Origin of the sequence: Haloarcula rubra (assembly GCF_019599465.1) — an archaeon.
GTDB lineage: Archaea > Halobacteriota > Halobacteria > Halobacteriales > Haloarculaceae > Haloarcula > Haloarcula rubra.
Window position 1 is genome coordinate 1 of the sequence record NZ_RKLR01000009.1, and the last position, 17,044, is coordinate 17,044.

Sequence of the window (17,044 nt, forward strand, 5' to 3'; positions counted from 1 at the left end):
TGCATTCGCTGTGCTTCGGCCGCGTATTGCTCCTGGAGGTCGGGGTCATCGACCATGCCAAGATTGCCGGGTTCAGCATCGACTGCTGCTGTCGTATCTCGGACGTCGGTGAAGGACGTGAGTGCGCGTTCCTTCCGATAGTACTGTTCTCCATCGGGTGTTGCGTAGGTGAGGATGATCAGGTTCTGCTCGTCATCGGAGTACGTCCGTTCGACAAGCCAAACACGAACGTCATCTTCAGACTGATTTGACATACTTAGACGTCCCCCGATATCCACTAAGGGATTGGTGTTACGGCTTGCCGAGACTCGCTGTCTCGAAGGGTGATTCTCCGGTCGGAATGAGCAGCTCCTGTCGGTCTCCGACCCGCTCAGCGAGCTTCCGTTTCAGATACTGTATCGCCGTTGACGGCGTGAAGACGCCCTTGTCGAGCATATCGCCGACGACGTCTTTGAGGGCCGCGAACTGGCCCTGCAGGTGGCCGTCGCCGACCGGCTCGCCGTCGTACCAGCGCACCGTCGCGAGCGCGCCGTTCCCGACTGTCTCTCCCTGTTCGACCGTCTCCGAGTCGTACTGGAGCCCGAACCACAGCGTCCGATAGGCGGTCACCTCGAACGTCGTCGACACCACGAAGAACCCCTCGTGGTGGAGGTAGTCGAGATGGTCCGCGACGATCTCGTCGAGGGTGAGCCCGGTGGCGCGGGGTTTCGGCTCGACGACCGTCGACTGTCGGTCCTCGTCAACGAGGTAGCCGTCGACCGCATCTGCCTCGAGGCCATCGGCAAGCTCTGCGAGGAGCTGTTTCGCCCACTTGGAGTCGGTGTCGTCGCCACCGAACGGCGACTCAGCCGAGATTCGGTGCTTGAGCTTCAGGTTCGCTGCACCCCAATGGCTGTAGTGGTGTGTATACTGTCCGTCCGTGCGTTCGTACGCAACGAGTGCGCGATGTCCCATCAAGCAATCACCTCACAGGGCGACCGCGACTGGATCGCCCCGCACCCCTCCCGGGGGACGAACAACTCTACTCGTCGATCGGGTCGAGGGAACTGAGGTCCGCGTGGAGGACTTCGCCGTCGCGAACGACGTACCGCTTGGCCAGGACTGGGAAGCGGCACTTGGTGAACCCCGCCGTCTGGATATCGAACTCTTCGTCGGCTTCGAGGTGGTTGGCGAGTTCTCGCAGGAATTCGTGGGTCACGATGCCGCCCTCGTAGTCTGGGAGGCCGTTCTCCCGCGCCTCGTACACCTCAAAGTCGTCGTACCCCCAGATGGTGAGCTCTCCGTCTTCGGTCACCTCCCAGTCGAGCGTCCCGAAGCAGTAGCTCTCACAGAGCTCGCGGACTGCCTGCGGATCCGATACGATCGCGCCAGTCGACGTCGTCGCAGCTTGCAGTGTCGCCATGTCTGGAGTTCACGGGGTCGCCCCCGCACCCCTGTCGGGGGCGATAAACCGACGCGAGAGGTGCCTCCCTGGTCGTGGCCGGGGACTCCAGTCAGGAATCTGCGTGGGCGTCCGCCCCGGCTCCGTCGCTCGGCCGCGTGAGAAGGCTCACCTCTTCCAGGAGGTCTCTCGCGGTCTCGACTCGCTCTCGATCCGCGTCGTCCAATCGGTCGACGTCGAGTCGGTTGAGATTGCTGAGTATACGATGCATCCGGTAGCCCTGTTTGAACTCTTGCTCCATCGGAAGCGCCTCACCACTCGCCGGCGCGGAAAGACACCCCATCGAGACTGGCGTCGGGCTTGCAGGAGCTCGCTGCCTTAACCAACGACCCTCGACGCTACTCGCAGGGTGTTGGTTAATCAACGCCCAGCACTGGCGCTACTCGAGACTGGGTCCGTAGCGAGCCGCGCCACACACCCGACACTCCCAGATCGGTTGTCCCGTCCACGCCTCATCCGGGACCGACTCGTGGGTCTTGAACCGATGGTCGGTCGCCCGTCCACAGGTTTGACAGTCGAGTTCCTGCGTCGTCGGTACCGACGACTCTTGCCGATCAGCCCCAGCTTCGCCGGCGGATTCGGTCAGCGCCATCGCTGGAACCAGCCACACCGCGTCGACGGCGTCGTCGAGGACCGCGTCGAGACGCGACGCGTCGCGGATGCCGTCCCCACGCTGGTCGTAGAGCCGCGTCGGGGCCTGCTCCTGACGCTCCGACGCTTCCTGCCTGTGCCACCCTGTCCGGTCACGGGCGGCACTGAGAAGCCGCTCTCCCTCTCCTGACGATACCTGAATCGCGTCGGGAAGTGAGGGCCATTGCTCGGCCAGCTGGCGCGCTGGCGCCTCGTCGAGATCGTAGATGAGCGTGTAGTCGTCGACGGCCGGCTCCGCCTCGTTGGCGGAGAGGAGGTTCGCCGCGGCGCCGCCCTTCGCGACGGCGCCGTAGAACGTGGTCGACTCGACGACCAGGTGGATGATACCGAGATACGTCGTCGACGCTGACTCAACCGAGCTGGTGGCGTCACTCTCGAGATGGTTGGTGAGACAGAACCGGCATTTCGTCTGGCCGTCTGGGACTGACGCCCCACAGGACCGGCACTCGCCATCGGCGGCCGTCGGCGCATCAGGGTAGCCACCAGCGCTTGTTGCGACGCGTTGCCGCCGGGGGGCACCCTCACAGCCGTCGTCCAGCCTCGTGTCCGGAATGTGGGACGCCTCGCCGGTCGGCCGCAGTTCGGCAAAGTCAGTATATCGGTTGTGCATCGGTTGGCTCATAGTTTCAGTCGGTTTCGTATTTCAACGTCCGGACGCCTTCGCTCGTAACAAACTCTTGATTATGCGAGATAGTACAATCATATATGGGAGTTCAGCGCCAACACTGTCGCAAGAGGTGCCAAGCATGTCCGAATCCTCGCGAGATGGGGTCCAGTCGTGGACTGAGTCGATGAGCGCCCGCGACCGCATTCGAGCGGTCACCGAGACGCTTCGCGAACCGCGGTCGGTCAACTGGATCAGCGAGCAGGCCGACGCCGCCTGGAGTACGACCAACGACGAACTTCAGGATCTCGTCGACCAGGGCCAGCTGCGTCGCGTCGAGGCCGGTGAGACGACGCGCTACCAGCCGGACTACACGCGTCTGCTCTTCGAGGAGATCCGGACGCTCATCGAGGAGAACACGCGCGAAGAGCTGCGCAGCGAATTGGCCGCGATCACCGAGGAGATCGAGGAGTGGCAGGCGACCTACGACGTCGAGACGTGGGAGGAGCTCGAACAGTCGCTCGCCGACGGTGACCTTGCAAGTGCGGAGCTCCACGAGCGCCGTGAGGTGATCACGCGGTGGGAGGAGAATCTGGAAGACCGTCGCCTCATCAAGCACGCGTTGACGCTCTACTCGGATGTCGAAGCCGCTCGTGAGCAGATGATGGACGTGGCTGACCGCTCCATGCGCTAATGCCGTCTCACGGCGGGTTTGATGCGCTATTCAGCTGGTCCATGTTGTCGTCCTCGTACGCTGCTCGCCACATTGTATGGACTGCACGAGTCACGAGTGAGACCTCGGTCACGTCGATACAGGACGGTTCAGCTGCCGTCGTGGCAGCCTCGGGCGAGGGATGAAAGTGGGTCTCGGGAGAGTGTGTATTCGGGTGGCGATCGAAGCGCCAATTGACGTCGTCGCTATCGACGTAATGGAACGAGTACATCCCCAATTCGCTCCATTGGATATCGAGTCGAGCGCTCTCGGCGTTGCCAAGCCCGTCGCTGAGACTGATCTGCAGTTCCGTGGGGGCGACGACGTCGTCGTACGCTGTTTCGTCTACAAGCGGTTCGAGTTCGAGCCAGAGGTCACGAATCCGCTGGAGTGCCGGAAGATAGATTGGTCCGAACTCGCCGGCGCGGTCGTCATCGCTCATACAGCGAGCTGGTGGCTGGCCTCGTCGTAGGCGAGTGCTGCTTGGGCAACGGCGAGATTCTGCCGCGTCGTTCGCCACGCGGTGAGATCGTCCCAGCCCGCTGTCTCGTCGGCGTCGAGTTGCTGGGCGAGTTCCTCCGGTGACACCACGTCGTAGCGGTCCTCGTAGCGCCGGATATCGGTCTTCATCTCCTGGATGCTGTCGAGTAACTCCGGCCGATCGACTTCCTCTCGGAGCTCGCGGATCCGGGACATCAATATTCGGTCGCTGTTGCGCTTGTACAGCGTTGTTTGGCCGTCCGGTTCCGTCTCGGCGAACCCGGTGTTCACGAGGGTCTTACAGTGGCGACGCGCCGTCGGTTCGCTCACGAGGGCACGGTCGGCGATCTCGACCGCCGACTGCCCGTCGTGGGTCTGTTCGACGATTTCGTACACTCGCTCGAACGGCGTGGTGTCGTCTTTCCAGTCCGCCTTGACCTGCTCGTTGACGTCGTCCCACGTCTCGGTCATACTGGGTGCTATGCGGGCTAGGAACAAATAATTTTCTGAGAAAACTATCTCTTTTTGTCTGTGTTCGTGCAGGAGCGTTCTCAGGCTACCTGCTCTTTTAGTGTCTCGTAATGCGCCCGGACAGTCGTCGGCGTGACGTTCCCGGACTCGGCGACAGCACACTGCGTCACCCACCGCCCCTGTTCTTGGCCGGCCGTGTAGAGACAGGCTGCGGCGAAGCCGGCCGGGTGGACGCCGGTCGTCACCCCCGCCTCCTCGGCTGCTTCGGCAAGTACTCGCGCCCGGCGTCGGATCCGCTCCGAGCAGTCGAGGTCGGATGCCAGCCGCGGAATGTACATCGTCGGCCTCACGGGTTTGGCTGGGAGTCCCAGCTCCTTGTTGAGTGTCTTGTACGCGTTCGTGACCCGCGATTCCCCGACCGTCGCCACCGCCACAATGTCGTCGAGGAGCTGCGACCGGCCGTTGCACCGGCAGGCCCCGTAGACGCTGGCCGCGGCGATGGCCTCGATGGATCTGCCACGAAGCAGATCCTCGTTCTGGGCGCTCCGGAAGAGCTGACACGCCTGGTCACGGACCGAATCGGAGAGGTCGAGCGCGCTGGCCAGACGGCGCACCTCGCCCAACCCGTGTGCGAGATTCCGTTCCGCTTTCGACCGCCAGCGCCCACGGGTCTGCTCACGACGCATCCGCGCGAGTCGCCGTCGCTTCTGCCCAGAGATCTCGTTCCCCTTCGCGTCGGTACCGCGACCGATCTCCGTCGACAGGCCGCGATCGTGGCGGGCCGCAGTGAGTGGAGCGCCCGTTCGCTCGCGCTCCTCGTCGTCGTACGCCCGCCACTCCGGCCCGTGATCGATACGCTGTTCGTCGATGACCAGGCCACAGTCCTCGCAGACCGTTTCGACCGCGTTCGTGGTGACTCGACCGTCGCACTCGGGACACTGGTTCGCACTCGATTCCGTTCGGACGTCTTCGTCGAAGCCCGTTTCGTAGATGTCTCTGGTTGCCATGAATACACACGAGGGGACGCACGCGAATCGCGCTCTCGGAATGCCCCTCACCCATCACGGGGCAAATACACACCACACGGGACGGCGCTGACTCCGATGGACTGCGGTGGCGAAAGCCCGGCCGCGCAACGGCGCGCAGCGCCGTGAGCAGCCCGGACCGTGGAGGTGGTGGGAGGTGGCGGTGACCGCTACACACCAGCAAAAAAGGGGCGCGTCGCCCTGGCTCCTCCTCGACCGGGATGTCTGAATCCCAACCAGACTACATTTATTGGTGCCCAAGTCGTAGTTTTCCCGTTATGAAACCCGATACGCGCGAAATCATCAACGAGGAGCTCTGGCGGAGCGTCGTCTGGCTGGCCATCGGCCTGTTTGGCTGGTCGCTTATTCTCACGTCGACGGATGTGCTTGCGGCATCAGCACTCACCGCGCTGGGATTACCTCTCCTCACGGCTGCGGTGCTGGCAGCCCTAATGGTTGGGATCCGTCTCGCGACTGGCTTGGAGTTAAAAGCGAAGACCGAAGGCAGCCAGCTCCTCTGGTTGATTGTCGGGAGTGTGCTCGGTGGATTCGTCGTGCTCTACGACGTGCTCGTGAACGGACGTGGCCCACTCATCATCCTCGGCTACGCTGTCGCTGTCGGGTTCGGGGTCCTGATCTGGCGTGTTGCTCGGCGACAACAGTCGACAGTGTGAGAATGGATTGGCTCACTGCATACAACGGCCTCCTCGTTCGTATGGGACTGTATCTTTTGATTTTCTGGCCGACGGTCGGGTACTATGTGTACCGGGATTCGGTGAAACGAGGATTGTCCTCGCCGCAACTTCGCGGGGTCACGTATGGGTTCCTGGGAGTACCGGGGCTGCTCGTCTATTTGTACCGGAAATCTCGTGCAGAGACGCAGTCAGCGTAGCCGTCGAGGTATAGCCACAGAGAACGGTTCGAACAGCAGCATCTGCGGACAGTTGGACCCTATCAAACGAGCGCTATGTACGATAAGCCTCCCTCAACTCACCATCGCCTGTTTTCATCCCATAACATCGACCGACCACTCTAATTGGTAGTTACAGGGTATTGAGTGAGCCATCTCAATTGACAATTGACGGCCCATACTGAAGAACCAGCCCAGGAATAATTACGCCGACGAGAATGAGGACGCCGACAAGCACCGTATACGGAAGAGCAGTGAAGGTACTCAATCCGAGGAAGAGGGCCACCGCTACGAATACACAGACTGAAATCACAACGTTCTCGCGGGAAACAAGTGGTTCGTTCCGTACAATGATGACCATCGAAACAGCCAGCAGTACTAAAATCGCGATTACTGCAGCGGTGAACACCTGCATTGAGTCGATTGCAAGTCCGTAGAACAACCCCAGACCGGCGAGCACGTACGCAAGCCCCAAGGCTGCGAGCCCGGCCAACTCTGTGCGTGAACGGTCGGTTTCCTCGTTGTCCACAGTTGTTGGCATGTGATTATTTTGATGGCCACGATATAAAACACCCTGTGCATTGTCGGGGAATTGATCGCTGAGACCAGCCTACAGTATTCGTTTGATAGAATCTCCATGTTGCATACAGGGAAAGTATTTCCCTCTCACAGACAAGTATTAAGATATGCGATTTATGGGACTGGGGAAGTGGGAGATCGCCTCGATTCTGGCAATGGCGGCCGTTGCCGGTATTTTCGCGTATTCCCGGGCGGGGATGGGAGGTATCTCACTCCTTGTTAACGTACTTCTACAAGTCGTGATAGTTCTCGTCGTTGGAATCGGGTTCTTCCTGCTATTACATCATCTTGGCTTCTATCCCGGCATTGCGGACGACTACTTCGCTCGTCGAAAAGAGGACAAGAAAAAATAAGCACGCTCTACGTACCAGTCACGTCAGGAAGCATAGATTGATCTCGACCTCTGGAGGGACTGTCTATGATCTCCTCTGTTAGTCCGTCTACAAGGTCGTGGCTGCGCGCGCAGCGAAGCGAGCACGGAGCGGAGGGTGGGGCGGTGGGGCTTGGGTCGGTCTGGCACACAGCAAAAAAGAGGGTTGCTTCGACTGGCTATTCTTCCCACCACCGACCGCGCTCTGGGAATTCGATCCGACTCCAGCCCGTGATCGCGAGACTGCACCGACCTTGGTACCAATTTCTTAGCGTACTTGAATTGGGCTTCCTCAATTCTTGAACCACCGCCTGCTCCGAAGGATGTTCTTCCTTGATATTCTGTAGATCAGGTACTATACAAATCTATGAACGGATTGTGGGAGAAGCTGTCAGTTCCGGTGGGTATTTCTAAGCCCGTGCTGTATAAACAGCGCATATTCAGCACGGAGGGGATGTCAGAATCATGCTGTCCGAATCGCTCAGTGTAGAGCCTACATTCAGCACGACTAGTCCTTTATTTCACCCACTTCCTTCTGAACCAGCCGTTAGGTAGGTGTGCGAACTGAACGAGATGGTTCACCAGCGACGAGCGACTTCATAGGCTACTGTGGTTGGGAGGAGGACAACCAGTAAGACGAACGTGATTTCACCTGTTGTTGGGCCAGACTGCGTGAGGGCACTATAGACATAGAGTGCGGCGACAGCAAGCACACCGACGATAGCTGTGACGTATTGAGGGTCGCTCCACGAGGACGGAAATTCTGAGCCGGACATACCTTTCTAGTCTCCCGCTGATATGATATATCCTTCCTCTGTCTCGGTCACGACGCTTCTGACGGGAATCAGGGATGTTATGACCTAGTTTGTTCTATCGTTCATCTGTACTCACCTTTCGTTTGGTGGTTGCGCTGAAGGGTGTGCGAACTATCTCATTATCTGCTCTCAATTAGTGCATTTATGCTGCTGAATCCGTTCCGGTAGTCCGACTTTCCCACAGATAGGACACTCTTGCAGCGGTGTCGGCGGCAAGTTCTCCCATTCTCGCAACGCAGCCTTGAGATGCCACTGGACATCGTCTGATTCTGTACGAGTCAGTGCCTGCACGAGATACATTCGCAGCCGTTCGCGGCTTGTCGTTGTCTGTTGATCACTCATAACTGGGTCCGAGAGGACGAATTGTATCGCCCTCCACCCTTTTGAGGGCAGGACAAACCTCACGCTGCACGCTCACCTTCCTCGTCTTGGGAGCGCGTACACCGAAGCAAGTACTGAGTCGAGCTCGATCTGACTACTTCGGTGAGTACTCCATCCCCCAGAGTTCCTCGAAATACTCGAGTGTGTATTTCCCTCGACTGCCACCTTTGTACGAGTTGAACCGGTCGACGTAGTACATCACCTCAAGAAAGCCTTCTTTCTCGTGATGGACGCCCTGGTCCATCCGGGGCAGAATCTCGTCGAGGAGGAGATCGACCTGTTCGCGCTTGACGATGAACTGATCGCGGAGCGGGGTCAGGAGCGTCCGTGTATTGCTGATACCCTGCACGCCCCAAATGTACTGATCGCTCCGGTTCTCATTGGATTCGAGACTGGACACATGACAGTTCACGCCGCGAGCATCACAGTACGCACAAAGCGCCTCCATCAGGTGGTCACGATACGTCTCGGTGACCTCGATCTGCGGCTGAAGTCGATGGTCGACTCGATACTCACTATTCTGATCTACTTTCACGCCAATCCAGCCTTCTGCGTCGAGAGTTCCAGTCAACTGTTCGTGGGTGATTCGGAGCATTGGTGCAAGTTCAAAGCCGGTACTGTACCGCTCTCGGTCGGCAATTGAGATACGGATACAGCCCTCGCCGTCGAAGAAGCCAGTGAACCACGCATCGAAATCATGGGTCTCGGATGAACTGTTGGACATCGCGCTGCGCCCATCGGCGGCGCGGACAAACTCTCACTGCTACACATTGACCTCCCAGAAGAGGTCAACTCACCTTCCCATCCTACCTCACGGTCGTGGCTGCGCGCGCAGCGACCATTGGGAGCGAGCACGGAGCGGAGGGTGGGGCGGCGGGGCTTGGGTCTGGTCCGGCACACAAAAAAGAAAGAGACTGCGTCGCTCGCTATTCTTCCCACCAACGGCCGCGTTCTGGGAACTCGATACGCGACCACCCGGTCAGCGCGATTGAGCACCGGCCTTCGTACCAGTTCTTGGCTGCTGCCCGGAACCGGACCGTTTCGCCTTCCTGCACCACTGTCTGCTGCGATTTCTCCCAGCAGGTGAACTTGATTTTTCCACTGTCATCCGCTATCAGCCCGACTTGCTGGATGCTTGAGGAGGAAGGCTCCCAGAGGGTCTCGATTGTTCCTTCGACCGTCACTTCCCCGACGGGCACGTCCGGCACATCTGCGACGGGCACGATTGCACCGGGAACTGCCTTCAGTTCCTCCAACGTCTCCAGCACCGCCTTGGTCACGTCCCGCCCGCGCTGCACCTTCTCGGCCAGTTGCTTCGCGACGACCGCTCTCGACCAGCCGCCCTTCACTTCGTCGCTGATCCGCATCGCCTGCTTGTTGACCGCCGCGAGTTCCTCCTGCGTCAGCTTCTCTCGGGGATCCGTGCACTCCACCGGTTCGGGCTCGTCCCGGCCACACTGCTCGACGACGACCTCCCGCGTCCGCTTCGCGCGTCCCTCCTGCTGACTGAGTTCCGCCTGGGCACTGATGTGCTCCAGCTCGGCTTCCCGGGCCTCGATACGCTCCTCCTGTTCGAGAGTCTTCCCGAACATGTGATCCGGGCCCTCCTCGACCCGCGCATCTGGGTGGTTGGAATCGACTTTCGCCTGTACTTCCATGTCGACCGTCGCTCGGAACTCCGGGGTCTCGTCGACGACCTCGAACCCATCCTCGTCGACCTCAGCTTCATCGTGTTTCTCGAAAGCCTGTTCATCGACCGAAACTACTTCACTGGAGACGTTCTTACTTGACATTGGAACTCACTGGTTCCTGAAGGCGCTCACGCGCCCGACACCGCGATGCTCCTACATCGCGGATTTCCTCGACGACAACGACCGACAGACTCGTCTGCGCGCTCTCGCTCGCGCCTTCGCGAGCGCCCTGTGGGCGCGAGCGAGAGCGCGCCCGAGGCGGACGATCATCCAGCACCGCGCGCCGACCCGCCCGGAGCGAGCGGCCAGCTTTAAGCCGTTTCTCGCGTCCGGCCCGGACTGCGGGTCCGTGTCCAGGGCGACGGTCGTGAGCACGGCGAGTCGGGGTGTGACTCGCCGCGTGGAACGGCCCAAAGCGCTGGAACGCGAAAGCCCGCGAGGGGCGCAACCGAAAACGCGCTTAATGCTGGCGTCGAGACCAGATTCACTTTAGCCCGGAACGGGCGCGGGCGGTGCGGAGAGCGCCCGCACGCCCGGAATGGTCGGTCGCGAGCGACGCGGAGGGCGGAAGCGGCGAGCGGGGCGTGCCGTTCGTCCCACACCAGCCAGCCGATTGAGATTGCTGACCAGCAATAGATCCCGGGCGGGACTGAAAGGGGCCGGACGCTTGACGTACCTCGACGACGCAAGCACCGCAGGAACGAGGCGCACAGCGAGTCGCGGCCGGCGAGCGTCCGGGGGCTTTCGAGGTACCCGCACCAGACGCTAGCAACTGTTTGTCTCTCTAGAAGAACCTGTGGTAACGGTCATTTCAGCCAGCGTTCTGGATGAAGAATCCGTACTGCCAACTACTGTAATAGGGTTCTAAATCTCACTCCGACTTATCTGTCAAAGAATCAAACGTTGGCCTACTGGTAAAGAGTAATGTTAGGTCAAGCACTATAGTGCCGTATGTCGGCCCTCCATCGGTGGTTCTCGGTGTCGGAAACATGGAAGCGTCCTCTCGCTATCAGTATCGTAGTCACCGTCCTCTATTCACTCGGTGTGTTCGCGTATAGCCTCCTTCCAACCTCGAATGTTTCAATCTCAGGAACGCTTTGGGACGCACTTGCGCTATCTATGGCGTTTGGGTTGGTAACAATAGGGATTCCCGTTTTTCTCTGGCTTCGATATGAAATCCGTAGCCCGGGGATGCTATTGATAGGTATCCTCGTTTTCTGGCATATACTCGTGTATATCCCACCAATTGGAAGTGGACAAGGGGATTCGCCCGGGTTCCTCTTTGTGTTTGTGTGGGCACCATTTTATCTCGCTGCCTACGGTATTCTGGCGGCGATAGAATACTGGCTCCGTGGTCGTAAATTCTCGCAGACTAGTACGATTGGCTGATTGGCAGATATACGTGATCTCCCTTTAGACCAACTTCGGAGGGGCCATATTGTGTCGCTGACGACCATGGATCTTGCTGGCGTACGGAAGGAGGACGCTCCAAACAGGTTTAGAATACTCGTTTGACTAAACGACCACAAAGGTGTGCGACAGTCCCAATCGCAAGAAGGACTCCGGCAAAGGCGAGGAATATGAGCCACGTCGGAGAGTCAGTACTCGGAGGCAAGACGAGGTGATACCCGATTAAATACACGAAGAGCCCGGCAACCGGCCCTAACGAGACGAGAATTGCCGTTCTGATGTCGTGACCGGTTGCTGACGCGTAGAAGGCACTCATCCCGACGACTAGGAGGACACCACCCATCACATACGCCGGTAGTTCTCCAAGTGATTGACCTGCCGTTTCAAACAGAAATCGGTCGATCCCGAATGTTGCTAGCGTTACAACTCCCAAGATTGCAGAGAGACCACGATAACCAATTTGAAGGGGTTTGCCTGGCTTGTGGAGGTTTTTCAGGGCGCTCATATACCAAAGATTCCACTCGTATGACTATATTCCTTCGGGTCATCCAGGCTGAATCCTCAAGGCCGCGGGTTTAAGCAATTCACTAAATATCGGTGCCACCCTTCCGTCAAAGAACCAAACATAGACCGTTGGGGAGCGCTATCGGACACGACGGCGCGTCGTTTCCGAGGAGGCCAGTATCACGCGCTTGCAGTTCGGTGTTCTCTAGTCAGTAGCCTTATTCTGGAGATAGAGCTGTACTTGGAGTACGTCCGAGTAATGCGAGCGTCCAGCGGGTCGACATCCACTCCATTCGTAGGAGCGTCCGCTCGCTAGCGTCGATGACGCTACGGCGGCACCTTGGCGGGTTTATGCGCTATTCGTTGGGCAACACTGCGGCACCCTCGACGGGATGCCACTGATGATCGTCCCACTGGAACCGCACGGGCCGTGCCGTCGGCCTGACTGTCGGGCTCGTCGCCTGCGCAAGCAACGCTTTCGACGCAACGAGATCAGCGTGTCCCTCGAAGCCACACGGGCAGGTGAGTGTCTCTTGATGCCGGAATGTTCGGTCCCGCTCGCCACACTTCGGACAGGTCTGGGACGTCCACGCCTCGGAGATTGTTTCTACGTCAATCCCGTACTCTTCGCAGACGGATGAGAGTCGATCAATGCACTGTCGGTGAGCCCAGAACGACCGTGCCTTGAGGTTCGCCTCCACCGACCAGTACTCACCGAGAACGCCGGTGAGATCGCCGTGATAGAGCGTCGTGACACCAGCCGCCTCTAAGCGCTCGACTAAGTCCCGAAGGAGTGCGTTCACTGCGTGGTCACGTCGCCGCGAGCGTTTGCGATAGAGCCGTTTGATTCGCTGACTCGTGTGTTGTCCGTCGGGGAGTTTCGCTTGGGCGTTGGCGATAGCGTTAGTCGTCTCTCGGAACTGCTCGAACGGATGGTGGCCACTGTAGAGATACTGCCCACCGGTTGTTGCCGTACAAGCAACGAGCACGTTTGCGCCGAGATCGAGTGCAGCGGCCTCAGAGCCATCTGAGTCGCTTCTTCTGACGTCGTCGACGGTTATGGACTGATGCACACGGTACGTTTCTTCGACTGGGTCGTACGAGATTTCAAGGCGTCCAGCGTCTCCACTCCATTTTGGATCCCCTCGAACCGGTAGCCGAAGCCGTTCGTACATTCCGAATCCGTACTCGTCCTTGAGGTCCATGCCGATGCGGATTTCCAGTCGGGACCGCCTATTCCACTGAATGGTGTACGAGTCGTTTCGAATGTAGGTTCGGAGTTCTCGACCATCGTCTTGATTCCCCCAGTAGCCCGGTGGACTCGGGTCGTATTCTGGCTTGTCGAGAAGTTCGAAGAAGGATCGCCACGCAGTATCGTTCACGCGGGCGATCTGTTGGGTTGTCGCCCCGCTCAGTACATCGACATACTCGTCGTAGTAGCCATCGCACTTCCAGACACTTTCTCCTTCGAAGAACTGCTGTCGGCGGTCGTAGGTGAGTTTGTTCCAGAGGCTTGCTGACGCATCCAGCACTCGAACAAGAATCTCTTCTGTCGGTTCAGATTGGGGGACGATATCGAACGTATTCGTTCGTTGCATTTTCATTCCTCTCTGGTGAAGGCACGACCACGTCGCGCCTCCGCCCATCACGGGCGCGAAAAAACGACACCAGAAGCGGAATCGGGTTCATATCACCGGTCGCTGTGGCCCCACATCCGCGGGACGTATCCGAGATGCTCGATGTCGTCGGCGTAGTCACGAAGGAGTCCGACGAGAACGATCTCGGGAACACCCGCTTCGGCTTGGTCGACCAACCACTGCTCCAGTTCGTCTTCGGCCTGCTCAAACCCGTCAAGGTCAACCGCCATCTTGTCGATCCCCCACTGATTGACGATACACCTGTCGCTGGTGGTGTTGTTCCATCAGAAATCACCTAGTCCTATGCAGGCGTGTTCAAGTCGCGCCTGCACCCATTGCAGGCGCTAAAAAACCCTATCGGCGTGGTCAGTAGAGGGCAGGTCAGATATCGATATGCCCGCTCGTGTCCGGCCCGATGTGCGGGTCCGTGTCCAGGGCGACTGTCGCCGAGAACGCGCGCCGCGGTGTGGCGCGCGACAGCGCAGGCGGCACAAAGCGCTGGAACGCGAAAGCCCGCAAGGGGCGCAACCGACGGGGATACCCGCTGGCGCCGAGGGCACATCCATTTTAGCCCGGAACGGGCGCGGGCGGTGCGGAGAGCGCCCGCACGCCCGGAATGGTCGGTCGCGAGCGACGCGGAGGGCGGAACGCGGCGAGCGGGGCGGGCCATAACGGACACACCTGTCTAGCCGGCCGCGACACTCGGCGATCCAGCTACCGTCCTGGCGGACTCAGAAAGGGCGAGGCCGTCTCGGTCGTCCCCCGACCCCGCAAGCACCACAGGCACGAGGAGCGCAGCGGTGGTCGCGGGATGCCGAGCGGCCGAGGGCTTTCAGAAACTGTATTTCAATCGTCGTGCTGCGCGTTCAATTCTGTAAGGAACTGGCTGGCTGCTGTCCCGATACGAACACCGTCGACGTTACGCATCTCGAGGTCATGCGTGGCAGTCCGAAAGGGGTGGTGGTCGACGAGAACGCGATGGATAACAGTTCGGACGGGGCCGGTCCCGTACCTATCGACAACAGTAGCCATCATCTCGTCGAGATGTGCATCCCGGTGCTCCGTCCGGGGATGCTGTGCGCGCTTGAGTACGAGTTCGACCACGTCATCAACTGATGCGTGCTCGGGATTCTTCGTTCGTTCACAAACGTCGTAGAGAGCGTCGTTATCGGACATTCCAAATCACTTCGAAGGATCCTCCACGGTGTTAGGTCTCCTCGAGCAATGAGCGAGCTCGCTGCACGTAACTGTTCGCGCCCCAGCTACGGGCGTCACTGATCGCATCGAGGAGCAACCGCGCATCAGCAGCTGATAGGTGTTCAGTTCGAACGAGAACCGAGAGCAGTGTCGGTGTTGTGACGAGCCGGGTATCAGCGAGTGAGGCGTGGATCAAGCCAAGTTGGTTGAACTCGTCACAGAGGAAGAGCGCAGCATCGAGATCGTTCGCGAGCGTGACCGCCGCGTTTTCACCGTCATCGAGGGGAAACTCGGCATCGAGTTCGACCGACTGTGTCGTGAATGCATCCACCCGGTCGAGGACGGCGGACGCGGCGTGTCCATGGACGTCATCGTAGGAGGCGATCTCTTGGAGTTCATCGATGACCGCCGTTGGGATGACAACCTCGTACCGGGAGAGACAGAGTGCGAGTGGATCGGGGTCGTCGTCAGTAACGATCCCGAGACTCACGAGGGCGGAGGCGTCTGCGATAAGCCGCGACATCTACGCGTCGGCGACCTCGTCGATGAAGTCCTCGTCCAACTGCTGTTTCAACACTCGGAGGTTTGCCGCCTCCTCGGCGCCGACGAGCGCTTTGAGTTGCTCGAAGGTGATCTCATCGTCGTAATAGGCGGCAGCGATCTCCTGGGTGAGTGCGTCGTCGTGAGTAGCTTCTTGGAGGTACTCCCGAAGCGCGGTCACGAGGACGTCTGTTCGGTCTTCCCCGAGGACTGCGGCCAGTGCGTCGGCCCGGTCGATGAGGCGATCGGGGGCCCGAAACTGCACGCGCTTCTTATCGGTGCTCATGATGTGTACATTGTGAGCCAACGCACTTAGCCGTTTTCGTGTGTACGATGTGAGCCTCACTCGGCCAAGCGTCACCCGTCCACGAGATGCTCCTCGAGGTCACGCGTCCAGTACGTCGCGAGCCCACCAGGGCTACAGCGAGCACACAGTTGGAGCGGCCCCTCGAGATGGCCGAGTTCGACGCGGAACCGGGTAAGTGCCGCGAGGGCGTCGACGACCAGTCCGCACCCGTCGCAGGCGTGGTGGTCGCGCTCGTCGGGATCCGACCGCGTCTGGGTGGCGCAGTCGACACAGATTGGGTGCGTCACCCGTTCGTCTTTCCCCCACGTATGCGCCTCGCCCATCTCTGCACCGGGCGGTGAATCGCAGAACGCACACCCAGAAAGCGTCTGTTGCATCAGTTGTCCTCCGGGTCGGCGTCGGTGGCGGCCTGCCAGCCACGATGGAACACAGCGAGCTGGGTGATCGACTCGAAGGGCTTGCTACTGGGCTCGTGGACGAGAATGCGTTGGTCAGGGATCGGCGTCACCACATCGTCCTCGACAAGGTCGCCAACGAGACGGCGGGCAGTCGCCTCATCGATGTCCGCCGTCGCGACTCGGGACGCATCCCGATCCTGTGCAACGAGTTCGTTTTCGAGTCGTTCGTAGTCGTCTGTCGTGTCGTCGATGATATCTTGACCAGGCATAGGAACTCACGCTTCTGCACGCGCTTCGAGCGCGCCTCACGCCTCCTGGCGCCGATAGACACACCTGCGGTGCGGGCACGATGTCCTACGTCAGCGATCTGCCTTCAGCTAGCCTCGTTCCTGGTTGGAAGGGAGCATGACGCTACTCCAACACCTACTGTGAGCCACCCCTTGCTGTCGGTCCCTGTCGGTCTGTTAGAGTGCGATCACGAGCCCGGTCACGAGTGTCACGAGCCCGAGTGCCAGCCACGTCGTCCGCGCTGCAAGGCGCTGCCAAACCCGCCTCCCCAGCTGGCGGAGTTGATCACGGAGGGCTGCCCGTCGTTCCGTTTCCAGGACTGCGACTTCGTCGTAGTAGTCGCGGCGATCTGCGGGAAGCGTCCGGAGTGTCGTCTGGCACTCGCTGCAGGTGTATTCGAACTCTGCCCGGACGTGCTGGCGGCGGAACTCTTGCTCGCCGCCCTCGTCGTAGCCTGTGACCTCGTACACGAGGAGTTTCGAGACGAATCGACGGTTCCCACACTCCGGACAGTGGTTCATTCTGAGCGTTGGCGTTCCATCCTCGCTGCTTGCATCGTCTGGCCAGGATGTCTGTGGCTCTGTGTCCTCGGTCTCTCGGGGTGGGCTCGTGTGGTTTTCTGACGGCGATGCA

23 protein-coding genes and 1 pseudogene are annotated in these 17,044 nt (G+C 59.7%); 3 read left to right on the top strand and 21 right to left on the bottom strand.

The genetic code is table 11. The features are described from left to right. The 5 genes from EGH21_RS17675 to EGH21_RS17695 form a co-directional block, all read right to left on the bottom strand. A partial coding sequence (locus EGH21_RS17675) for a DUF7967 family protein (RefSeq protein WP_220619781.1) occupies positions 1-254 on the bottom strand: 254 nt, incomplete at its 3' end. A gap of 37 nt (positions 255-291) precedes the next feature. Next, positions 292-954, bottom strand: coding sequence for a DUF6735 family protein (locus tag EGH21_RS17680; protein WP_220619782.1), 663 nt, complete (start codon positions 952-954; stop codon positions 292-294). Positions 955-1,021: 67 nt separating this feature from the next. Further along, positions 1,022-1,402, bottom strand: coding sequence for a hypothetical protein (locus EGH21_RS17685; RefSeq protein WP_220619783.1), 381 nt, complete (start codon positions 1,400-1,402; stop codon positions 1,022-1,024). 91 nt (positions 1,403-1,493) lie between these two features. Beyond that, positions 1,494-1,682, bottom strand: coding sequence for a DUF8012 family protein (locus tag EGH21_RS17690; RefSeq protein WP_006183366.1), 189 nt, complete (start codon positions 1,680-1,682; stop codon positions 1,494-1,496). 138 nt (positions 1,683-1,820) lie between these two features. After that, on the bottom strand, positions 1,821-2,702 hold the full coding sequence (locus tag EGH21_RS17695; RefSeq protein ID WP_220619922.1) for a biosurfactant protein 1: 882 nt from the start codon (positions 2,700-2,702) through the stop codon (positions 1,821-1,823). 136 nt (positions 2,703-2,838) lie between these two features. Between EGH21_RS17695 and EGH21_RS17700 the strand changes: the two genes are divergently transcribed. Continuing rightward, positions 2,839-3,390, top strand: coding sequence for a DUF7342 family protein (locus EGH21_RS17700; RefSeq protein WP_142980786.1), 552 nt, complete (start codon positions 2,839-2,841; stop codon positions 3,388-3,390). Between the two features lie 7 nt (positions 3,391-3,397). Here EGH21_RS17700 and EGH21_RS17705 read toward each other — a convergent pair whose 3' ends face one another. From EGH21_RS17705 to EGH21_RS17715, 3 genes are all read right to left on the bottom strand, one after another. Further along, complete coding sequence (locus tag EGH21_RS17705) at positions 3,398-3,850, bottom strand: toxin-antitoxin system TumE family protein (protein WP_142980787.1); 453 nt, start codon at positions 3,848-3,850, stop codon at positions 3,398-3,400. Beyond that, positions 3,847-4,359 (bottom strand): winged helix-turn-helix domain-containing protein, encoded by a 513-nt coding sequence (locus EGH21_RS17710; protein WP_142980788.1) that lies wholly within the window; start codon positions 4,357-4,359, stop codon positions 3,847-3,849. Before EGH21_RS17710 ends, EGH21_RS17705 begins: the two co-directional genes overlap by 4 nt. 80 nt (positions 4,360-4,439) lie before the next feature. Beyond that, positions 4,440-5,366 carry a transcription initiation factor IIB gene (locus tag EGH21_RS17715; protein WP_220619784.1) on the bottom strand — a complete coding sequence of 309 codons (927 nt, stop codon included), beginning with the start codon at positions 5,364-5,366 and terminating at the stop codon, positions 4,440-4,442. 296 nt (positions 5,367-5,662) lie between these two features. Here EGH21_RS17715 and EGH21_RS17720 point away from each other — a divergent pair, with 296 nt between their 5' ends. Then, positions 5,663-6,058, top strand: a complete 396-nt coding sequence (locus EGH21_RS17720) for a hypothetical protein (RefSeq protein ID WP_142980790.1) — start codon at positions 5,663-5,665, stop codon at positions 6,056-6,058. Between the two features lie 393 nt (positions 6,059-6,451). On the opposite strand, the gene EGH21_RS17725 is transcribed toward EGH21_RS17720, so the two are convergent. Continuing rightward, positions 6,452-6,835 carry a DUF7987 family protein gene (locus EGH21_RS17725; RefSeq protein ID WP_142980792.1) on the bottom strand — a complete coding sequence of 128 codons (384 nt, stop codon included), beginning with the start codon at positions 6,833-6,835 and terminating at the stop codon, positions 6,452-6,454. 145 nt (positions 6,836-6,980) lie between these two features. Here EGH21_RS17725 and EGH21_RS17730 point away from each other — a divergent pair, with 145 nt between their 5' ends. Further along, complete coding sequence (locus tag EGH21_RS17730) at positions 6,981-7,226, top strand: hypothetical protein (RefSeq protein ID WP_142980793.1); 246 nt, start codon at positions 6,981-6,983, stop codon at positions 7,224-7,226. 196 nt (positions 7,227-7,422) lie between these two features. On the opposite strand, the pseudogene EGH21_RS24760 reads toward EGH21_RS17730, so the two are convergent. The 12 genes and pseudogenes from EGH21_RS24760 to EGH21_RS17785 all read right to left on the bottom strand — a co-directional run. Then, positions 7,423-7,512: pseudogene (locus EGH21_RS24760) on the bottom strand (DNA-binding protein); the annotation flags it as partial. Between the two features lie 1,021 nt (positions 7,513-8,533). Next, complete coding sequence (locus EGH21_RS17735; RefSeq protein ID WP_142980796.1) at positions 8,534-9,163, bottom strand: hypothetical protein; 630 nt, start codon at positions 9,161-9,163, stop codon at positions 8,534-8,536. Between the two features lie 202 nt (positions 9,164-9,365). After that, the gene (locus EGH21_RS17740) at positions 9,366-10,232 is read right to left on the bottom strand and encodes a DNA-binding protein (RefSeq protein ID WP_220619785.1); all 867 of its coding nucleotides are present in this window, start codon (positions 10,230-10,232) and stop codon (positions 9,366-9,368) included. A gap of 1,396 nt (positions 10,233-11,628) precedes the next feature. After that, positions 11,629-12,045, bottom strand: a complete 417-nt coding sequence (locus tag EGH21_RS17745) for a hypothetical protein (protein ID WP_220619786.1) — start codon at positions 12,043-12,045, stop codon at positions 11,629-11,631. A gap of 355 nt (positions 12,046-12,400) precedes the next feature. Beyond that, complete coding sequence (locus EGH21_RS17750) at positions 12,401-13,642, bottom strand: RNA-guided endonuclease InsQ/TnpB family protein (protein WP_220619923.1); 1,242 nt, start codon at positions 13,640-13,642, stop codon at positions 12,401-12,403. 92 nt (positions 13,643-13,734) lie between these two features. Next, positions 13,735-13,911, bottom strand: a complete 177-nt coding sequence (locus EGH21_RS17755) for a hypothetical protein (RefSeq protein ID WP_220619787.1) — start codon at positions 13,909-13,911, stop codon at positions 13,735-13,737. Between the two features lie 616 nt (positions 13,912-14,527). Next, complete coding sequence (locus EGH21_RS24150) at positions 14,528-14,857, bottom strand: DUF8158 family protein (RefSeq protein WP_236035648.1); 330 nt, start codon at positions 14,855-14,857, stop codon at positions 14,528-14,530. A gap of 31 nt (positions 14,858-14,888) precedes the next feature. Continuing rightward, positions 14,889-15,401: a PIN domain-containing protein gene (locus tag EGH21_RS17765; protein WP_220619789.1), complete on the bottom strand. Its 513-nt coding sequence runs from the start codon at positions 15,399-15,401 to the stop codon at positions 14,889-14,891. Beyond that, positions 15,402-15,704: a hypothetical protein gene (locus EGH21_RS17770; RefSeq protein WP_119712826.1), complete on the bottom strand. Its 303-nt coding sequence runs from the start codon at positions 15,702-15,704 to the stop codon at positions 15,402-15,404. It abuts the gene before it with no gap. 71 nt (positions 15,705-15,775) lie between these two features. Beyond that, positions 15,776-16,102, bottom strand: coding sequence for a DUF7558 family protein (locus EGH21_RS17775; protein ID WP_119712825.1), 327 nt, complete (start codon positions 16,100-16,102; stop codon positions 15,776-15,778). Continuing rightward, a complete protein-coding gene (locus EGH21_RS17780; RefSeq protein WP_119712824.1) occupies positions 16,102-16,392 on the bottom strand; it encodes a DUF8069 family protein in 291 nt (96 codons plus the stop codon). Before EGH21_RS17780 ends, EGH21_RS17775 begins: the two co-directional genes overlap by 1 nt. Before the next feature lie 195 nt (positions 16,393-16,587). Beyond that, positions 16,588-16,932 carry a hypothetical protein gene (locus tag EGH21_RS17785; RefSeq protein ID WP_220619790.1) on the bottom strand — a complete coding sequence of 115 codons (345 nt, stop codon included), beginning with the start codon at positions 16,930-16,932 and terminating at the stop codon, positions 16,588-16,590. Positions 16,933-17,044: the final 112 nt, after the last annotated feature.

Excerpts from the sequence above, each read along its gene's own strand:
- EGH21_RS17680 (WP_220619782.1), bottom strand. The coding sequence starts at position 954 with ATGGGACATCGCGCACTCGTTGCGTACGAACGCACGGACGGACAGTAT.
- EGH21_RS17685 (WP_220619783.1), bottom strand. The coding sequence starts at position 1,402 with ATGGCGACACTGCAAGCTGCGACGACGTCGACTGGCGCGATCGTATCG.
- EGH21_RS17690 (WP_006183366.1), bottom strand. The coding sequence starts at position 1,682 with ATGGAGCAAGAGTTCAAACAGGGCTACCGGATGCATCGTATACTCAGC.
- EGH21_RS17695 (WP_220619922.1), bottom strand. The coding sequence starts at position 2,702 with ATGCACAACCGATATACTGACTTTGCCGAACTGCGGCCGACCGGCGAG.
- EGH21_RS17700 (WP_142980786.1), top strand. The coding sequence starts at position 2,839 with ATGTCCGAATCCTCGCGAGATGGGGTCCAGTCGTGGACTGAGTCGATG.
- EGH21_RS17705 (WP_142980787.1), bottom strand. The coding sequence starts at position 3,850 with ATGAGCGATGACGACCGCGCCGGCGAGTTCGGACCAATCTATCTTCCG.
- EGH21_RS17710 (WP_142980788.1), bottom strand. The coding sequence starts at position 4,359 with ATGACCGAGACGTGGGACGACGTCAACGAGCAGGTCAAGGCGGACTGG.
- EGH21_RS17715 (WP_220619784.1), bottom strand. The coding sequence starts at position 5,366 with ATGGCAACCAGAGACATCTACGAAACGGGCTTCGACGAAGACGTCCGA.
- EGH21_RS17720 (WP_142980790.1), top strand. The coding sequence starts at position 5,663 with ATGAAACCCGATACGCGCGAAATCATCAACGAGGAGCTCTGGCGGAGC.
- EGH21_RS17725 (WP_142980792.1), bottom strand. The coding sequence starts at position 6,835 with ATGCCAACAACTGTGGACAACGAGGAAACCGACCGTTCACGCACAGAG.
- EGH21_RS17730 (WP_142980793.1), top strand. The coding sequence starts at position 6,981 with ATGCGATTTATGGGACTGGGGAAGTGGGAGATCGCCTCGATTCTGGCA.
- EGH21_RS17735 (WP_142980796.1), bottom strand. The coding sequence starts at position 9,163 with ATGTCCAACAGTTCATCCGAGACCCATGATTTCGATGCGTGGTTCACT.
- EGH21_RS17740 (WP_220619785.1), bottom strand. The coding sequence starts at position 10,232 with ATGTCAAGTAAGAACGTCTCCAGTGAAGTAGTTTCGGTCGATGAACAG.
- EGH21_RS17745 (WP_220619786.1), bottom strand. The coding sequence starts at position 12,045 with ATGAGCGCCCTGAAAAACCTCCACAAGCCAGGCAAACCCCTTCAAATT.
- EGH21_RS17750 (WP_220619923.1), bottom strand. The coding sequence starts at position 13,642 with ATGCAACGAACGAATACGTTCGATATCGTCCCCCAATCTGAACCGACA.
- EGH21_RS17755 (WP_220619787.1), bottom strand. The coding sequence starts at position 13,911 with ATGGCGGTTGACCTTGACGGGTTTGAGCAGGCCGAAGACGAACTGGAG.
- EGH21_RS24150 (WP_236035648.1), bottom strand. The coding sequence starts at position 14,857 with ATGTCCGATAACGACGCTCTCTACGACGTTTGTGAACGAACGAAGAAT.
- EGH21_RS17765 (WP_220619789.1), bottom strand. The coding sequence starts at position 15,401 with ATGTCGCGGCTTATCGCAGACGCCTCCGCCCTCGTGAGTCTCGGGATC.
- EGH21_RS17770 (WP_119712826.1), bottom strand. The coding sequence starts at position 15,704 with ATGAGCACCGATAAGAAGCGCGTGCAGTTTCGGGCCCCCGATCGCCTC.
- EGH21_RS17775 (WP_119712825.1), bottom strand. The coding sequence starts at position 16,102 with ATGCAACAGACGCTTTCTGGGTGTGCGTTCTGCGATTCACCGCCCGGT.
- EGH21_RS17780 (WP_119712824.1), bottom strand. The coding sequence starts at position 16,392 with ATGCCTGGTCAAGATATCATCGACGACACGACAGACGACTACGAACGA.
- EGH21_RS17785 (WP_220619790.1), bottom strand. The coding sequence starts at position 16,932 with ATGAACCACTGTCCGGAGTGTGGGAACCGTCGATTCGTCTCGAAACTC.